At 66.5% G+C, this 16884-nt stretch carries 13 protein-coding genes; 7 read left to right on the top strand and 6 right to left on the bottom strand.

Annotation, left to right across the window (positions count from 1 at the left end):
* Window positions 1–25 precede the first annotated feature (25 nt).
* From BUA54_RS00595 to BUA54_RS00585, 3 genes are all read right to left on the bottom strand, one after another.
* Window positions 26–1387, bottom strand: a complete 1362-nt coding sequence (locus BUA54_RS00595; protein ID WP_072855275.1) for a TolC family outer membrane protein — start codon at window positions 1385–1387, stop codon at window positions 26–28.
* The gene (locus tag BUA54_RS00590) at window positions 1387–2013 is read right to left on the bottom strand and encodes a protein-L-isoaspartate O-methyltransferase family protein (RefSeq protein WP_072856073.1); all 627 of its coding nucleotides are present in this window, start codon (window positions 2011–2013) and stop codon (window positions 1387–1389) included. Before BUA54_RS00590 ends, BUA54_RS00595 begins: the two co-directional genes overlap by 1 nt.
* A gap of 165 nt (window positions 2014–2178) precedes the next feature.
* The gene (locus tag BUA54_RS00585) at window positions 2179–3153 is read right to left on the bottom strand and encodes a LysR family transcriptional regulator (RefSeq protein ID WP_084113976.1); all 975 of its coding nucleotides are present in this window, start codon (window positions 3151–3153) and stop codon (window positions 2179–2181) included.
* A 216-nt stretch (window positions 3154–3369) separates the two neighbouring features.
* Between BUA54_RS00585 and chvE the strand changes: the two genes are divergently transcribed.
* The 7 genes from chvE (at window position 3370) to BUA54_RS00550 (ending at window position 12503) form a co-directional block, all read left to right on the top strand.
* A complete protein-coding gene (gene chvE, locus BUA54_RS00580) occupies window positions 3370–4413 on the top strand; it encodes a multiple monosaccharide ABC transporter substrate-binding protein (protein ID WP_425434947.1) in 1044 nt (347 codons plus the stop codon).
* Between the two features lie 113 nt (window positions 4414–4526).
* Window positions 4527–6059, top strand: coding sequence for a multiple monosaccharide ABC transporter ATP-binding protein (gene mmsA, locus BUA54_RS00575; RefSeq protein WP_072855273.1), 1533 nt, complete (start codon window positions 4527–4529; stop codon window positions 6057–6059).
* The gene (mmsB, locus tag BUA54_RS00570; RefSeq protein ID WP_072855272.1) at window positions 6056–7267 is read left to right on the top strand and encodes a multiple monosaccharide ABC transporter permease; all 1212 of its coding nucleotides are present in this window, start codon (window positions 6056–6058) and stop codon (window positions 7265–7267) included. The genes mmsA and mmsB overlap by 4 nt, the downstream gene beginning before the upstream one ends.
* A 3-nt stretch (window positions 7268–7270) precedes the next feature.
* Window positions 7271–8260 (top strand): AraD1 family protein, encoded by a 990-nt coding sequence (araD1, locus tag BUA54_RS00565; RefSeq protein WP_072855271.1) that lies wholly within the window; start codon window positions 7271–7273, stop codon window positions 8258–8260.
* Between the two features lie 10 nt (window positions 8261–8270).
* On the top strand, window positions 8271–10013 hold the full coding sequence (araD, locus tag BUA54_RS00560) for an L-arabinonate dehydratase (RefSeq protein ID WP_072855270.1): 1743 nt from the start codon (window positions 8271–8273) through the stop codon (window positions 10011–10013).
* The gene (locus tag BUA54_RS00555; protein ID WP_245810530.1) at window positions 10000–10971 is read left to right on the top strand and encodes a Gfo/Idh/MocA family protein; all 972 of its coding nucleotides are present in this window, start codon (window positions 10000–10002) and stop codon (window positions 10969–10971) included. Before araD ends, BUA54_RS00555 begins: the two co-directional genes overlap by 14 nt.
* Window positions 10972–10988: 17 nt before the next feature.
* Window positions 10989–12503 (top strand): aldehyde dehydrogenase (NADP(+)), encoded by a 1515-nt coding sequence (locus BUA54_RS00550; RefSeq protein ID WP_072855268.1) that lies wholly within the window; start codon window positions 10989–10991, stop codon window positions 12501–12503.
* 11 nt (window positions 12504–12514) lie between these two features.
* Here BUA54_RS00550 and BUA54_RS00545 read toward each other — a convergent pair whose 3' ends face one another.
* The 3 genes from BUA54_RS00545 to BUA54_RS00535 are packed head-to-tail and all read right to left on the bottom strand — an operon-like array spanning window position 12515 to window position 16870.
* Window positions 12515–14287, bottom strand: a complete 1773-nt coding sequence (locus BUA54_RS00545) for an ABC transporter ATP-binding protein (RefSeq protein ID WP_245810529.1) — start codon at window positions 14285–14287, stop codon at window positions 12515–12517.
* 2 nt (window positions 14288–14289) lie between these two features.
* Window positions 14290–15249: an acetamidase/formamidase family protein gene (locus tag BUA54_RS00540; protein ID WP_072855267.1), complete on the bottom strand. Its 960-nt coding sequence runs from the start codon at window positions 15247–15249 to the stop codon at window positions 14290–14292.
* A gap of 4 nt (window positions 15250–15253) precedes the next feature.
* Window positions 15254–16870, bottom strand: a complete 1617-nt coding sequence (locus BUA54_RS00535) for an ABC transporter substrate-binding protein (protein WP_072855266.1) — start codon at window positions 16868–16870, stop codon at window positions 15254–15256.
* Window positions 16871–16884 lie beyond the last annotated feature (14 nt).

Below are 16884 nucleotides of genomic sequence, written 5' to 3'. Positions count from 1 at the left end.
CAAACAACCAGGACTGCTGGCCGCGTTATTGTCCGATGGCCCGCAGGACACGGTCCAGCGCCTGCCCCTGTTCGGACAGCGCCGCCGGCGCATCCTTCACGAGGTTGTAGTAGGCTGCGGGGTCGTATTGCTGCACCGGCAGCTTCAGATGCTCTGCCGTCAGCAGGCCGACGGCCGACAGGACGGCATAAGAGGCATTCACTTCCGCCTCTTGCGCCGTGATGACGTTGGCGCGGGCGTTCAGCAGGTTCTGTTCGGCGTTCAGCACGTCCAGTGTCGTGCGCGCGCCAAGGGTCGCCTCTTCGCGAATCCCCTCGAAGGCCACACGCGCGGCGCGCACCTGTTCATCTGTCGATTGCAACGACGCACGCGCGGCCTGCAGGACGGCGTAGGAATTCGAGACCTGCTGGATCACCCCGAGAGAGGCGAGGTGAAGGCCGGCGCGCGCCTGATCGCGCTGGGCCTGTGCCTGACGGACGGCAGCGGGCAAGGCGCCGCCGTTGTAGATTGGCCCGCCCAGCGAAAGCGTCACGGACCGCCCGACGACGCCGGAGTTGGCATCGACGCCGACCCGACCGGACAGGGTCGCGTTGGGCACATAGGCCGCTTCCGCCACCTTGATCCCGATTTCGCGGACCATCACGGAATGCTGGGCCTGCAGAACCTGCGGATGGTTGCGAACGGCCAGCGACTCGGCTTCGCCTTCGCTGCGGGACACGGGTGCGGGCGCGACAGCGGCCAGCGTTCCGGGCTTACGCCCGACCGCCACGGCAAATTCCGCCGCAGCCTGTTCCGCGTCGCCGCGCGCAGAGGCCAGAAGGCTTTGCGCCGAAGCCACGCTGGCCTGTGCCAGTGCCACGTCGGTGCGCGTCACCTCGCCCACGTCGAACCGGTCCTGCGCGGCGCGCAGTTCCTGTTGCAGGACGCGCAGGTTGTTCTGACGCAGGTTGATGAACTCGGCAGTGCTGCGGACCGAATTATAGGCTTGCACGGCGCGCAGCAGAACCTGCTGTTCGACGTCCCGCAGGGATTCGCGCGTCGCCAGGACGAGTTCCTTCTGCGCCTCGCGGCCCATCCGGTTGGCACCGCCGTCAAACAGGGTCAGGTCCGCGTTCAGGCTGATCTGCGCGGTGATCGTGTCGGCCGACGGCAGGCGCGGCGCCTGACTGGCGGCGGTGGCGGCCCAGCTGATCACCGGCAAGAGGCGGGACGTAGCAAGTGCCACATCCTCGTCCGCCGCACGCAAGACCGCACGGTTCTGCGCCAACAGGCCGGAGTTGGTGTAGGCGTCGGTCAGCGTCTGGGCCAGGGTCTCGGCCGAGAGTGCCGTCGCGGACAGGGCGAGGCAGACGATCGCCACCCCCTGCCGCAGTAACCGGCGGGCCATCACAGCGCGAACGTCCGGTCGCGGGTGAACCCCGCGAGCGTCGGCGCGCCGGCATTGAAGGCATAGCGCCATGTCACGCCGCCGTCGGACTTCAGCCCGATCCGCACGGTGCCCAATGCTCCTTCTGAAAACAGAGCGGCGATCCGGCCACCGGGGCGCAGTTGGTCAGTCAGCGCGTCCGGCACGACCTCGACCGCGCCGTGGACGATGATGGCGTCGTAGGGACCGGACTTGGCCACGCCCTCGGCCAGCGGGCCCGTCATCACGGCGGCATTGTCGATCCCGGCATCTGACAGGTTCGACTGCGCTTCGGCGGCGCGATCGGCGTCATCCTCCAGCCCGACGACGAACGACACGATCCGTGCCGCGACGGCGGTGGAATAGCCAAGGCCGCAGCCCACATCCAGCATGACATCCGCAGGCTGCACGTCCAGCGCGTCCAGCATCTTGGCCAGCGTGCGGGGTTCCAGCATCGTGCGCCCACCCGGCAGCATCAGGTTCTCGCCCACGTAGGCGGCCTCGCGCAGGGAGGTCGGCACGAAGTCCTCGCGCGGCACGGACAGCATCGCGTCGATGATCGGGAATTTGGTCACGTCAGAGGGTCGCACCTGAGTGTCGACCATCATCGTGCGGCGGGCATCGAAGTTTGCCAAAGTCTTTACTTCCGTTCGCAATGATTGCCCCTGAAATGCCACAGCACGCCGCCCGGAGCAACGCGCGATTGCGCACAGGCCTCATTGCGCATTGGCACCTGTGGCTTGGCGGAACCGGTCGGCCCCTGCCCCGCCGCGTCAGCCCGGCCGCGCGGCCCGGTTGCGGATGCGATCCTCCAGCAGGGTCATGATGCGGGCGACGGCGGGCGTCGGGGCCGCATCGCGCAGCGACACCAGACCGTAGGGATCGACCGCCATGTCGCCGGCGACATCCAAAATCCGCAGATCGCCGTTGATCCGCCCGGGCGAGACGAGGACGTCCGCCACCGAACGCGCGACCGGTGCGACGACATTGGTGTCGGAAATGATGCCCAGCGTCAGCAGCAGAGAGGATGTCGAAAGGGTCCGCGACGGCGGCGGCAGGTCATGGCGCAGAAGATAGGCCTCGACCGCGCGGCGCAGCAGACCGCCGGGCGCCTGCATGACCCAGTCATGCGCCAGCGTATCCTGAAGCGTCAGGTTGGTCTTGCGCAGCAAGGGGTGGTCCTTGCGCACCAGCAGGGCGATCGGCTCCGGCCCGATATGGCGGACGATTACGTCGCGCGGGTTCACATTTGCCAGCACCCGCCCGATGTAGAAGTCGATGCGATGGGCAAACAGCGCCTCTGCCAGCATGTCCGAGGTGTCGACAGTCACGTCGAATTCGATTTCCGGATAGGTCACGCGCATATCGCGGATCAACGGCAGCACCAGTTCCAGCCCCGGCCCGGTGACGGTGCCGATCCGCACCACGCCGCCCGCGCCGCTGGCCAGCATGTCCACCTCGGCAAAGGCCGTCGCAATGTCACGCAGGGCGCTGCGCGCGCGCCGTGCCAGCAACGCACCGGCCTGTGTCAACACCACGCCGCGCGGATGCCTGTCAAAGAGCGGCGCACCGGCAGTCCGCTCCAGTTCCGCCAACAGACGGGACGCGGCAGGCTGCGTCATGCCGACCTGCGCCGCGGCGCCGGAGATCTGCCCGATATCCGCGATGGCCAGCAGCAGGCGCAGCTGCGGCAGACGCAGACCGGCCCGGATCAGCGCGGCGGCTGTCTTGTCCTGTGGTTGTGGCATGGCGCCTCCTGACCGCTGACTGCCATATCACGAAAGACATATCCAGATGTGTAAAATGAATTTGATTTACATAGCCGTCACGCGCAGGGTCGCCGCACAGAGGCGGAGACCGTGTTTGCACCGGATCGGCCCTGCTTACACAATCGTGCGGGCGTCCTCGGGGGGAAACTGAAGCCGATCTGCACAAGGGAGGACGACATGAATATTTTTAAATCCATGCTGGCGACGACAGCACTCGTGGCCATGACCGGTGGCGCTTGGGCGCAGGACGCGGGCTATGTGGGCATCGCGATGCCGACCAAATCCTCGGCGCGCTGGATCGCCGACGGTGACAACATGGTCAAGCAGTTCGAAGAGGCCGGGTTCAAGGTCGACCTGCAGTACGCAGAGGACGACATTCCGAACCAGCTCGCCCAGATCGAGAACATGATCACCAAGGGCGTCGACGTTCTGGTCATCGCCGCCATCGACGGCACGACGCTGTCGAACGCGCTGGCCAATGCCGCCGCCGCCGACATCGACGTGGTGGCCTACGACCGCCTGATCCGCGACTCCGGCGACGTGAGCTATTACGCCACCTTCGACAACTTCAAGGTCGGCGTGCAGCAGGCGACGACGCTGGTCGACGGCCTGAAGGAACGCTTCCCGGACCAGAAGCCGTGGAACGTGGAGCTGTTCGGCGGCAGCCCGGACGACAACAACGCCTATTTCTTCTACGACGGCGCGATGTCGGTCCTGCAGCCCCTGATCGACAGCGGCGACATCGTGATCCCCTCGGGCCAGATGGGCATGGACCAGGTCGGCACCCTGCGCTGGGACGGATCAGTCGCACAGGCGCGCATGGATAACCTGCTGTCCGCCAACTACACCGACAAGCCGGTCCACGCGGTCCTGTCGCCCTACGACGGGCTGTCCATCGGCATCCTGTCCTCGCTCAAGGGCGTGGGCTACGGCTCTGGCGACATGAAGATGCCGATCGTGTCCGGTCAGGACGCCGAAGTACCCTCGGTCAAGTCGATCATGGCGGACGAACAGTATTCGACGATCTTCAAGGACACGCGCGAGCTGGCCCGCGTCACCGTCGGCATGGTCGAGGCGTTGTTGAACGACTCGGAGCCCGAGATCAACGACACCGAGACCTATGACAACGGCGTCAAGGTCGTGCCCGCCTACCTGCTGGAGCCGGTGGCCGTGACCAAGGACAATATCCAGTCCGTGCTGATCGACAGCGGTTACTACACCGAAGACCAGATCAAGTGATCCTCCCTGTCGGGGGCGGGGCCTTTTGGTCCCGCCCGTGACGCTGGCCCCCTGACCTGCTGACGGCACGGGTCGGGGGCCCTTTTTATCCATTGCGGGCACCGGGGGGCGCCATGGCCACACTTCTTGAAATGCGCGGCATCACAAAGGAATTTCCCGGCGTGAAGGCGCTCGACCGGGTCAGCCTGTCGGTCGAGGAAGGCGAGATCCACGCCCTCGTCGGCGAGAACGGCGCCGGCAAATCCACGCTGATGAAGGTTCTGTCCGGTGTCTATCCGCATGGTAGCTACACCGGCGACATCGTCTATGACGGCGAGGTGCAGTCGTTCGGCGGCATCCGCGATTCAGAGGCGATGGGCATCATCATCATCCACCAGGAACTGGCGCTTGTGCCGCTCCTCTCGGTGGCCGAGAACATCTATCTGGGCAACGAACGCGCCACGAAGGGCATCATGGACTGGCGCGCGACCCGCGCCGGGGCTGCGAGGCTGCTGGCCCGCGTCGGCCTGAAGGAACATCCCGACACGCTGGTCGATGCGTTGGGCCTCGGCAAGCAGCAGCTGGTGGAAATTGCCAAGGCGCTGTCCAAGGATGTGCGCCTGCTGATCCTCGACGAACCCACGTCGTCCCTGAACGAGACCGACAGCGCAAAGCTGCTCGATCTGCTGCTGGAGTTCAAGCGGCAGGGCGTCACCTCGATCCTCATCAGCCACAAGCTGAACGAAATCAGCAAGGTGGCGGATACGATTACAGTGATCCGAGACGGCGCCGCCGTGTCGCGCCTCGACTGTCGCACCGGCATTAGCGAAGGCGATATCATCCGCGACATGGTGGGCCGGTCGCTCGACGACCGTTATCCACCGAAGGTTGACACGACGACGCCAGAGGTCGCGATGCGCGTGCAGAACTGGTGCGTCACGCATCCGCTGCACAGCGACCGGCAGGTGGTGAAGGATGTCTCCTTTCACGTGAACAAGGGCGAGGTTCTGGGCATCGCGGGCCTGATGGGCGCGGGGCGCACGGAACTTGCCATGTCTCTTTTCGGGCGCAGCTATGGCAGCCACATCACCGGCGAGGTGCAGATCAACGGCACCGCCGCCGACCTGTCCACCGTGCGCCGCGCGATCAACGCGGGGCTGGCCTATGCGACGGAGGACCGCAAGACCTACGGCCTCGTCCTCGACGACACGATCCGCCGCAACGTCCCGCTGGCGAACCTGTCCGGGGTATCCGACGGCATGGTCGTGAACCGCGAACGCGAAGCCGAGGTGGCCGCGCGCTACCGCACCCGGCTCAACATCAAGTCGAGCAGCATCGAGCAGGAGACGGTGAACCTCTCGGGCGGCAACCAGCAGAAGGTCGTGCTGTCCAAGTGGCTCTTTGCCGATCCCGACGTGCTGATCCTGGACGAGCCCACGCGCGGCATCGACGTCGGCGCGAAGTATGAAATCTACACCGTGATCCGTGACCTCGCGGCGGCGGGCAAGGCGATCGTCGTCATCTCCTCCGAGATGCCGGAGCTGCTGGGCATCACCGACCGCATCTACGTCATGAACGAGGGCCGCTTCGTGGGCGAGATGCCGACCGCCGACGCCAGTCAGGAAAAGATCATGGCAACCATCATCAGATCGGGGGATCGCACATGACCCAGACGACCACCAACCCGGACAACGCCGACCTGCCGCCCGTGCAGGTCAAGTCGAGCTGGTCCTTCCTGCGCGGTCACATGCGCGAATACGGCATCCTCTTCGCCCTGATCGCGATCATGGCGTTCTTTCAGGTCGCGACGGGTGGCATCCTGCTGAAGCCTGTCAACCTGACGAACCTGATCCTGCAGAACAGCTACATCATCATCATGGCGATCGGGATGCTGCTGATCATCGTGGCGGGACACATCGACCTGAGCGTCGGGTCCGTCATGGGCTTCGTCGGCGCGCTGGCGGCGGTGATGATCGTGAACTTCGACATCCCCTACCTGCTGGCGGGGATCATCTGCCTCTTCGCCGGGGCCGTGATCGGCATGGCGCAGGGGTTCTGGGTCGCCTATTTCAAGATCCCCAGCTTCATCGTGACGCTCGCGGGCATGCTGGTGTTCAAAGGCCTGACGCTTTGGCTGCTGGCCGGGCAGTCCGTCGGCCCATTCCCGGGTCAGTTCCAGCTGATCGCTTCGGGCTTCATCCCCGACCTGATCGGCAGCGGCAAGCCCAACGTGTTTTCGCTGGCGATTGGCGTCGTCGTGGCCTCCATCATCCTGTTGCTCGCTGTGCGGTCCCGGTCAGAGGCCGCCAAGACCGGCAGTGTGGAGGAACCCTTCGTCTTCTTCGCTGCCAAGAACGGTCTGATCTTCTTGGCGCTGATCTACCTCAGCTACCTAATGGCGAACTTCCGCGGGCTGCCGAACGTCTTCATCGTCATGGCGCTGCTGATCGCGGTCTATTCCTTCGTCACCAGCCGCACGACCATCGGCCGCCGCATCTATGCCATCGGCGGGAACGAGAAGGCGGCGATGCTGTCGGGCATCAACGCGCCGCGCCTGACCTTCCTGACCTTCGCCAATATGGGCGTGCTGGCGGCGCTGGCCGGCCTCGTCTTCGCCGCCCGCCTGAACACGGCGACGCCGAAGGCGGGTGCGGGGTTCGAGCTTGATGTGATCGCCGCCGTCTTCATCGGCGGCGCGTCGATGGCCGGTGGCGTCGGCACCGTGGTGGGGGCCGTGATCGGGGCGTTCATCATGGGGGTGATGAACAACGGCATGTCGATCCTCGGCATCGGCATCGACTGGCAACAGTGCATCAAGGGCCTCGTCCTGCTGGCCGCCGTGATCTTCGACGTGATGAACAAGCGAAAGGCCTGATCCATGCTGCTGTCCCAATACCGCACCGCCACCGGTGGCATCCAGCTTGTCGCGCGCGACGGCACGCAGGCCTGCGCCGTCAGGACCGAAATGTCGCTGTACGATCTGGCAATGGAATGCGCGGCGCAGTCCACGTCCCTGCGCGACAGGATCGGCCAGCTTGGCATGGGCGAGAATGTCGATCTGGAGACGCTCTATGCCGAAGGGCGGATGCTGCCGCCGCTTTTTCACGACGATCCCGCGCATACCTACCTGACCGGCACTGGCCTGACGCACCTCGGCTCCGCCTCCACCCGCGCCGCGATGCATGAAAAGGCTGACAAGGCCGAGACGGATTCCATGAAGATGTTCCGCTGGGGGATCGAGGGCGGCAAGCCGACCGGTACCGCGCCCGGCGTCCAGCCCGAGTGGTTCTACAAGGGAACAGGTCACGCGCTGATCGCCCCCGGCGCGCCCCTGCCCTCGCCCGCCTTCGCGCTGGACGGTGGAGAAGAGCCGGAAATCGCCGGCATCTATGTCATCGCCGCCGACGGCACGCCGTTCCGTGTCGGCTTTGCCTTGGCAAACGAGTTTTCGGATCACGTGACCGAGAAGCAGAACTACCTCTACCTCGCCCATTCCAAGCTGCGGGCCTGCGCCGTCGGGCCGGAATTGCTGGTGGGCGAACTGCCGCAGGACATTCAGGGCTACAGCCGTGTGATCCGCAATGGGCAGGCGATCTTCGACGCGCCCTTCGTCAGTGGCGAGGCGAACATGTCCCACACCATCGGCAATCTCGAGCACCATCATTTCAAGTACGGCATCTTCTGCCAGCCCGGCGACGTCCATATCCACATGTTCGGCACGGCAACGCTGTCCTTCGCGACCGGACTGTCCTGTCAGGATGGCGATATCTTCGAAATCGCCGCCCCCGCCTTCGGCTTGCCCCTGCGCAATGCGCTGTCCATAGAGGCCGCGGCCGATACCGCCCGCGTCACCGTCAAAACCCTTTAGGAAAACGCCCATGACCTTCAGCCCCGCCCCCTGGCCCCGTCGTCTGCGTTCACAGGAATGGTATGGCGGCACGTCCCGCGACAACATCTATCACCGTGGCTGGCTGAAGAATCAGGGCTACCCCGACGACCTGTTCGACGGCCGCCCGGTGATCGGCATCCTGAACACATGGTCCGACCTGACGCCTTGCAACGGCCACCTGCGCGAGCTGGCCGAAAAGGTGAAGGCCGGCGTCTGGGAGGCCGGCGGTTTCCCCGTCGAGGTGCCGGTGTTCAGTGCATCGGAGAACACCTTCCGCCCCACGGCGATGATGTACCGCAACCTCGCCGCCATGGCGGTGGAGGAGGTGATGCGCGCCCAGCCCATCGACGGCGCCGTGCTGCTGGTGGGCTGCGACAAGACCACGCCCTCGCTGATGATGGGCGCCGCATCGACCGACATTCCCTCCATCGTCGTCACCGGCGGACCGATGCTGAACGGCTGGTTCCGGGGCGAGCGGGTCGGGTCCGGCACCGCGCTCTGGCAGATGTCAGAGGACATCAAGGCCGGGAAGATGACCCAAGAGGAGTTTCTGCAGGCCGAGCAGGCGATGAGCCGCTCGTCGGGCACCTGCAACACGATGGGCACGGCCAGCACGATGGCCAGCATGGCCGAGGCGCTTGGCATGGCCCTGTCGGGCAACGCCGCGATCCCCGGCGTGGACAGCCGCCGCCGCGTCATGGCGCAGCTGACCGGGCGGCGCATCGTGCAGATGGTGAAGGACGACCTGAAACCCTCTGATATCCTGACGAAACAGGCATTCGAGAACGCGATCCGCTGCAACGGCGCGATCGGCGGATCGACCAATGCGGTGATACACCTGCTGGCCCTTGCGGGCCGTGTGGGCGTCGATGTGACGCTGGACGACTGGGACCGCTGCGGCCGCGACGTGCCCACCATCGTCAATCTGATGCCGTCGGGCAAATACCTGATGGAGGAGTTCTTCTACGCCGGCGGCCTGCCCGTGGTGCTGAAGCGCCTGTCCGAGGCCGGAATGCTGCACGACGACGCGCTGACGGTTTCAGGGACCACCATCGGGGAAGAGGTCAAGGGCGCGCAGAACTGGAACGACGACGTGATCCTGCCGGTGGAAAAGGCGCTTGCGGCCTCCGGCGGCATCGCGGTGCTGCGCGGCAACCTCGCGCCGAACGGCGCGGTCCTGAAACCCTCCGCCGCCAGCCCGCACCTGATGAAGCATCGCGGGCGGGCCGTAGTGTTCGAGGATATCGACGACTACAAGGCGCGGATCAACGACGATGCGCTCGACATCGACGAGACCTGCGTCATGGTGATGAAGAACTGCGGCCCCAAGGGCTATCCCGGCATGTCAGAGGTCGGCAACATGGGCCTGCCGCCCAAGGTGCTGAAGAAGGGTATCACTGACATGGTCCGCATTTCCGACGCCCGCATGTCGGGCACCGCCTACGGCACCGTCGTCCTGCACACCGCGCCAGAAGCCGCTGCCGGTGGCCCGCTGGCTGTCGTGCGCACCGGCGACATGATCGAACTGGACGTGGAGGCACGGCGCATTCATCTGGATATTTCCGATGAGGAACTGGCTGCGCGGCTGGCCGCATGGACTCCGCCCGCGCCGATGTTCACGTCAGGTTATTCGAAGATGTTCGTGGACATGGTGGAAGGGGCCGACACCGGCGCCGACTTCACCATCCTGAAAGGCAACCGTGGACACGAGGTGCCCCGTGACAGTCACTAGAGGCGCAGGGGCCGGCGGTGTCGGCCGTCAGCTTGTGAGCGAACCGATCGCCCTGCTGGGCATCGGCAAGATTGCCCGCGACCAGCATATTCCCGCAATCGCGAGCAGCGGCGCGTTCCATCTGGCCGCGACTGTCAGCCGGTCCGGCGGGATCGACGACGTGGAAAACCACGCGGACGTGGCCGATCTGCTGACCGCGCGCCCGGACATCAACGTCCTGTCGCTCTGCATGCCCCCCGTGCCGCGCTTCGACATCGCCACGGCGGCCTTAGCTGCAGGCAAGCACGTCATGCTGGAAAAGCCCCCCGGCGCCACGGTATCCGAGGTGCTGAAGCTCGAACGCCTCGCCCGGGCCAAGGGCGTCACGCTCTTCGCCACGTGGCACTCGCGAGAGGCCGCTGGCGTCGCGCAGGCCCGCGCGCATCTGCGCGATGCGCAGATCAAGCACGTCCAGATCGACTGGAAGGAAGACGTGCGCCGTTGGCATCCGGGGCAGGACTGGATCTGGCAGGCCGGTGGGCTCGGCGTTTTCGATCCCGGCATCAACGCGCTGTCGATCATGACCGCGATCGTGCCGAACCCGGTGCATCTGACGGATGCCACGCTGTCGTTCCCCGAAAACCGGGACACGCCTATCGCCGCCGACCTTTCGTTCGCCGGACCGGCCGGCATGACGGTCGACGCCGCCTTCGACTGGCGGCAGGAAGGTCCGCAAAGTTGGAACATCACGGTGGATACGACCGTTGGACAACTGAGGCTGACAGATGGCGGGGCGACACTGCATATCGACGGCATGGCGCAGACGTGCGAAGGCCCGGGGGAATATCCCGGCCTTTACCACCGCTTTGCCGAACTGATCGAGGCTGGACAGTCCGACGTGGACATCAGCCCCCTGCAGCATGTAGCCGATGCCTTCATGCTGGGCCGCCGCACCACCGTGGCGGCATTTCACGACTGACCAAGGAGAGAGACGACATGACCAAGCTGACCGGCAACCATTACATCGACGGGGCCTGGGTCGCGGGGGGCACGACGTTTCAGTCCGATCCCGTCACCGGCGATCCCGTGACCGTCCAGTCCGGCGGCAAGGCGGAGGTCGATGCCGCCATGCAGGCGGCGGAGGCCGCATTCGAGACCTACGGCTGGACCAGCCGCGAGGAGCGCGCCGCGTTCCTGGAGGCCATCGCCGACAAGATCGAGGCGCGAGGCGACGATCTGACCGCCTACGGCACGGCAGAGACCGGCCTGCCCGAGGCGCGTCTGAACGGCGAACGTGGCCGCACGACGGGCCAGTTGCGCCTGTTCGCGGATCACATCCGCAAGGCGGACTACCTCGATGTGCGCCTCGATGCCGCGCTGCCTGACCGCGCGCCCCTGCCCCGCCCGGACCTGCGGATGATCCAGCGCCCGCTGGGCCCTGTGGCCGTCTTCGGCGCGTCGAACTTCCCGCTCGCCTTTTCCACCGCCGGGGGCGATACCGCAGCCGCCCTCGCCGCGGGCTGTCCCGTTGTCTACAAGGGTCATCCGGGCCACCCCGCGACGGGAGAGATCGTGGCGCAGGCCATCGCCGCCGCGGTGGAGACGACGGGCATGCCGAAAGGCACTTTCGGCTTTGTCCAGTCCAACACCAACGAGGCCGGCGAGGCGTTGGTGCAGCATCCGCTGACGCGCGCGGTAGGCTTCACCGGGTCGTTCCGCGGTGGCAAGGCGCTGTTCGACCTCGCCATGGCGCGGCCCGAACCGATCCCCTTCTTCGGTGAACTCGGCGCGATCAACCCGGTCTTCGTGCTGCCCGCAGCCTCTGCCGCCCGCGCGGCAGAGACGGGCAAAGGCTGGGCCGGGTCGCTGACCATGGGCGTCGGCCAGTTCTGCACCAACCCCGGCGTGGTGGTCATCAAGGACGCTGACGCCGATGCATTCATCGATGCGGCAGAGGCAGCGCTGAAGGACGTGGCGCCTGCTGCGATGCTGACCGGCGGCACCGCCGAGGGTTATCGCAAGGGGGTCGAAACGATCTCTGGCGCGGCCAACGTGACGACCCGCCTGCAGGCACCGGGAGAGGGGCGCAAGGCCGGTCCCGCGCTGTTCGTCGTCAGCGCCGCCGACTGGCTGGCGAATGAAGACCTCGCGATCGAGATGTTCGGCCCCGCCGGCGTGGTCATCCGCGCCGACACCGACGAGGAGATGCTGTCGGTCGCCCGCGGTCTGCATGGGCAGTTGACCTGCACGCTGCAGATGGATGACGGCGATACCGGCATCGGGCAGAAGCTGGTCCCGATCCTGGAACGCAAGGCCGGTCGTCTGCTGGTCAACGCCTTCCCGACAGGGGTCGAGGTCGCGGATTCAATGGTCCACGGCGGGCCTTTCCCGGCCAGCACGAACTTCGGCGCGACATCCGTGGGCACGCTCGCGATCCGGCGTTTCCTGCGCCCGGTCTGCTATCAGAACATGCCCACGGCCCTGCTGCCCGAAGACCTGCGGCACGGCTGACCGACTGACGCCTAGCCCTCGGCCACCAGATGGCCGGGGGCCACTTCCATCAAGTGGTGACGGGCGATTGAGGCACCGACAGGATGCACGGGGTTCGGAATGTCCCCGGTCATCCGCGGTGTCGCCTCGCGCACGGCGGTCGGATCGGCCACCGGCACCGCCGCCATCAGGCGCCGGGTATAGGGATGCTGCGGGTTGCCGAAGATCTGCGCCCTGCTTCCGATCTCGACGATCTGTCCCAGTTGCATCACGGCGACCCGATCAGAGATATTCTCGACCACCGCCATGTCGTGGCTGATGAACAGCATGGCGATCCCGAATTCGTCCTTCAGCGCCCGCAGCAGGTCAAGCACCCGGGCCTGCACCGACACATCCAGCGCCGAAACGCTTTCGTCCGCCACGATCAATTGCGGTGTCAGCGCGAGGGCGCGCGCGATGCAGATGCGCTGGCGCTGCCCGCCAGAGAATTCGTGGGGGTAGTTGTCCAGCTTCGCCTCCGTCAGACCGACGCGCGCCATCAGGTCCGCAGCGCGGGCGCGGCGCGCGGTGGCGTCCATCGTGCTGTGGATCAGCAACGGTTCCGCAATCTGCTCGCCCACGGTCATGCGGGAATCGAGCGCCGCCATCGGGTCCTGAAAGACGATCTGCGTGACCGCGCTCAGCCGCTTGCGGGCCTGCGCGGTCATCGTGCCCACGGTCTGGTCGCCAACGCGGATCAGCCCGGCGTGCGGGACAAGGCCGACGATGGCGCGGGCGACGGTGGACTTGCCGCAGCCCGATTCGCCGACGAGCGAGAGGGTTTCACCCGCGCGGATATCGAACCCGACCCCTTCGACCGCGTGGACGCGGTGTGTCACGCGGTTCAGGATGCCGCCGCGAATATCGTAGCGCACGGCGACCTCGCGCAGGTCGGCCACGACCGGCCGGTCCGGGCGGGCGATTGCCGCACCGCCCTGCCCCATGCGTGGCACGGCGGCCAGCAGGTCGCGGGTATAGGGATTGGCGGGCGCGGCGAAGATCTGGCGCACCGGCCCCGTCTCCTCGACGACGCCGCGCCGCATGATGACCACGCGGTCGGCCATTTCGGCCACCACGCCCATGTCATGGGTAATCAACAGGATCGCGGTGCCACGGTCGCGCTGCAGGTCGCGCAGCAGGTCCAGCACCTCGCGCTGCACGGTGACATCGAGCGCGGTGGTCGGTTCGTCCGCGATCAGCACGTCGGGCTTCAGCGCCAGCGCCATCGCGATCATCACGCGCTGACGCATCCCGCCGGAGAGTTCGTGGGGAAACTGGTCCATCCGCCGCGCCGGCTCCGACAGGCGCACGGCGGTCAGGGCGTCCAGCGCCTTGACCCTTGCCTTGCGCCGCGACATTGGCGCATGGGCGCGGATCGCCTCGACCAGTTGGGTGCCGACGGTCATCACCGGGTTCAGGCTGGTCATCGGTTCCTGAAAGATCATCGCAATGCGGTCGCCGCGCAGGGCGCGCAACTGACCTTCCGGCAGGGAGGTCAGCACGCGGTCGCCCAGCGCCACGCTGCCGCCGGTCACCCGCACCGCGGGCGGCGGCAGCAGGCCCATGATGGCGAGAGAGGTGATCGACTTGCCCGACCCGCTTTCGCCCGCGATGGCCAGCGTCTCGCCGCGTCTCAGATCGAAGGTTACATCCTTCACCAAAGGCAGCAGGCCGGCGTCCGTGCGGACCGAGACGGTGAGGTCACGCACCGACAAGAGAATGTCGTCCGGGGCCGTCCCGGCCCCGGTCCGTTGTTTCGTCTCCACGCTCACTCGAACACGCAGCGCGGGAAGTAGAAGCTGACGACCCAGTTCGGCATGTCCACGATCTCGGAGATCCGCAAATCGCCGCAGGTGCTGACCAGCATGTAGGCATCGACCGCCGCCATGCCGCGCGTGGCACAGAGGTGATCGACCATCCCCGACACCGCGTCGCGGGCGGCGGCCATCAGGTCCGGCCCGATGCCCGTCGTCACTTCGTAGCCCTTGGCGTCCAGGTGCCGCGTCACCGGCCCCGGCGTGGTGAAGCGCGGGGTCTTCAGGTTTGCTCCCTTTACCAGGTCGAGCGTCAGGACCACGTCCATCGGGCTCTCGATCGCCGTGCCGCAGACCTCTCCGTCGCCCTGCGCCGCATGGGTGTCGCCCACGCTGAACAGCGCGCCCGCGACCTCGACCGGTAGGTAAAGCACCGTCCCCGCCGACAGATCGCGGATGTCGAGATTGCCGCCGACCCGCCGTGGCGGGACGATGGAATGCAGCCCCGGTTCCGCCAGCGCGTTGCCGATGGTGCCGGCGAAGGGCTTCAGCGGCACGCGGCCTTCCGTGCCGAAGAGCGACGGCGCCATGCTGCCCGGGTCATAGGACCAGACGTGCAGGGCGGGCTCGGTGAACTGGTCCGCCAGCAGGCCGAAGCCCGGGATGTTCGCGGTCCAGCCCCAGCCCTTTCCGTCCTGCACCTGTGGCGCGAAGCTGTCGAGCGTCACCTTCACCGCGTCGCCCGGCTCCGCTCCCTCGATCCAGATCGGACCCGAGACCGGGTTGATCTTGCCGAAGTCGAGAGTGGCGACGTCCGCCACCGTGGACGACGGGCCAAGCTGGCCCGCCGAACTGTCGTGACAGTGGAACAGGATCGTCTGACCCGGCTCCACCCGCTGCACCGGGGCGATGCTGTTGTCCCAGCCGAAGTGGTGCTGGGCCCCGTGGATCGTGTAGTCGCACGCCTTGCACATGCGATCAGTCCGTCACGTAGACGTAGTCGTAGTTGACGGGGATCGACACCGGATCGACGTAAAGCGCGTCGTCGCCGCCCATCCGCGCCGACTTCATCGTGTAGCGCTGCTCGTTGAACACCGGCACCCAGGGGGCCTCCTCCATCACCTTCATGTAGACGTCGGACCACATCTTCAGGCGCTCTTCGCCCTCCTGGCTGACCATGGAGTCGGCGGCGGTCGCCTCGGCGTCCAGCGCCTCGTCGCAGAACTTCGACCAGTTCCAGCCGCCCTCGACCGCACCCGCGCAACCCAGGATCGGCCCGTAGAAGTTGGACGGATCGGGGAAGTCCGCGATCCAGGCCATGCCGCCGGACCAGATCATCGGCGCCGTGCCGGCCCCGCCCGCCTCGATCACGTTGGCCTGCGCGAGGGACTGGATGGAGGCGTTCACGCCGATCGCGGCGAGATCCTGCTGGATCGCCTGGGCGATGCGGGGGTTGGGGTCGGTGTTCATGACGTAAAGCTCCGTCTCGAACCCGTCGGGCAGGCCCGCGTCGGCCAGCATCTGTTTCGCGGCCTCGGGGTCGTAGGCATAGCCTGCGTAGTCGGTCGTGTAGCCCGGCATCGACGGCGGCAGCGGCTGGTTGGCGGGGACCGCGCGGCCGTTGATCAGCTGCACGATGCGGTCCTTGTTGATCGCCATGTTGATCGCCTTGCGGACCTCGACCTGATCCAGCGGCGGGGTGGTCACGTTCAGGGTGATGTAGCCGGTCTGCAGCTGGCCGCCCTCGACCACGCGGGCCGCCTGTTCGGGATCGGCCATCACCTCCTGGAACTTGGCGGGCGGGATGCCGTCGCCGGGCACGTCGACCTCTCCGTTCTGCAGGCGCAGCAGGGCCACGATGGGCTCCTGCCCGACCTCGAAGGTCACGGTGTCGAGATAGGGCAGCCCGTCGCGCCAATAGTCGGCGTTCTTCTCGAACACCAGCCGCTGGCCGATGGTCCATTCGCCAAGCTTGAAGGCACCGGTACCCACCGGCTGCTTGCCGAAGTCGCCGCCGGCGGCCTCCACCGCCTCTTGCGGGACGACCGAGGCGAAGTTCAGCGCCATGACGTGCAAGAAGGTGGCGTCGGGGCGCGACAGCTTGATCTGCACGGTCTGCGGATCGACGACGGTGACGCCGGACAGGGTCTCCGCCTCGCCGGAGGCGACGGCGTCGTAGCCCTCGATCGCGCCGAAGAAGCCCGCGCCGGGGGATTGCGTCGCCGGGTTGGTCACGCGGTCGAGCGAGTATTTCACGTCCTCGGCCACCATCTCACGCCCGTTGTGGAACTTGACACCGGGGCGCAGGTGGAAGGTGAAGGTCATGCCGTCGTCGGAGATCTCGTAGCTTTCGGCCAGGCCCGGGCGCAGGGTCGTGGTGCCGGGTTCGTAATCCATCAGCCCGTCGAACAGCGACTTGATCATCGACCAGTTCTGCCAGTCGTAGCCGATCGCCGGATCCAGCGTCGCCACGTCGTCCTTGTAGGTCACTGTGATGTTGCCGCCCGGTTTCGCGTTCGGGTCCATGTGCTGCTCTGCTACGGCAGGCAGCGCGAGGGCCGCGATCAAGGCGGTGGATGCGAGAAGTTTCTTCATCTTGGTTCTCTCCT

The organism is Loktanella atrilutea, assembly GCF_900128995.1.
GTDB classification, from domain to species: Bacteria; Pseudomonadota; Alphaproteobacteria; order Rhodobacterales; family Rhodobacteraceae; genus Loktanella; species Loktanella atrilutea.
This window is presented reverse-complemented; position numbering and strand designations above follow the sequence as displayed.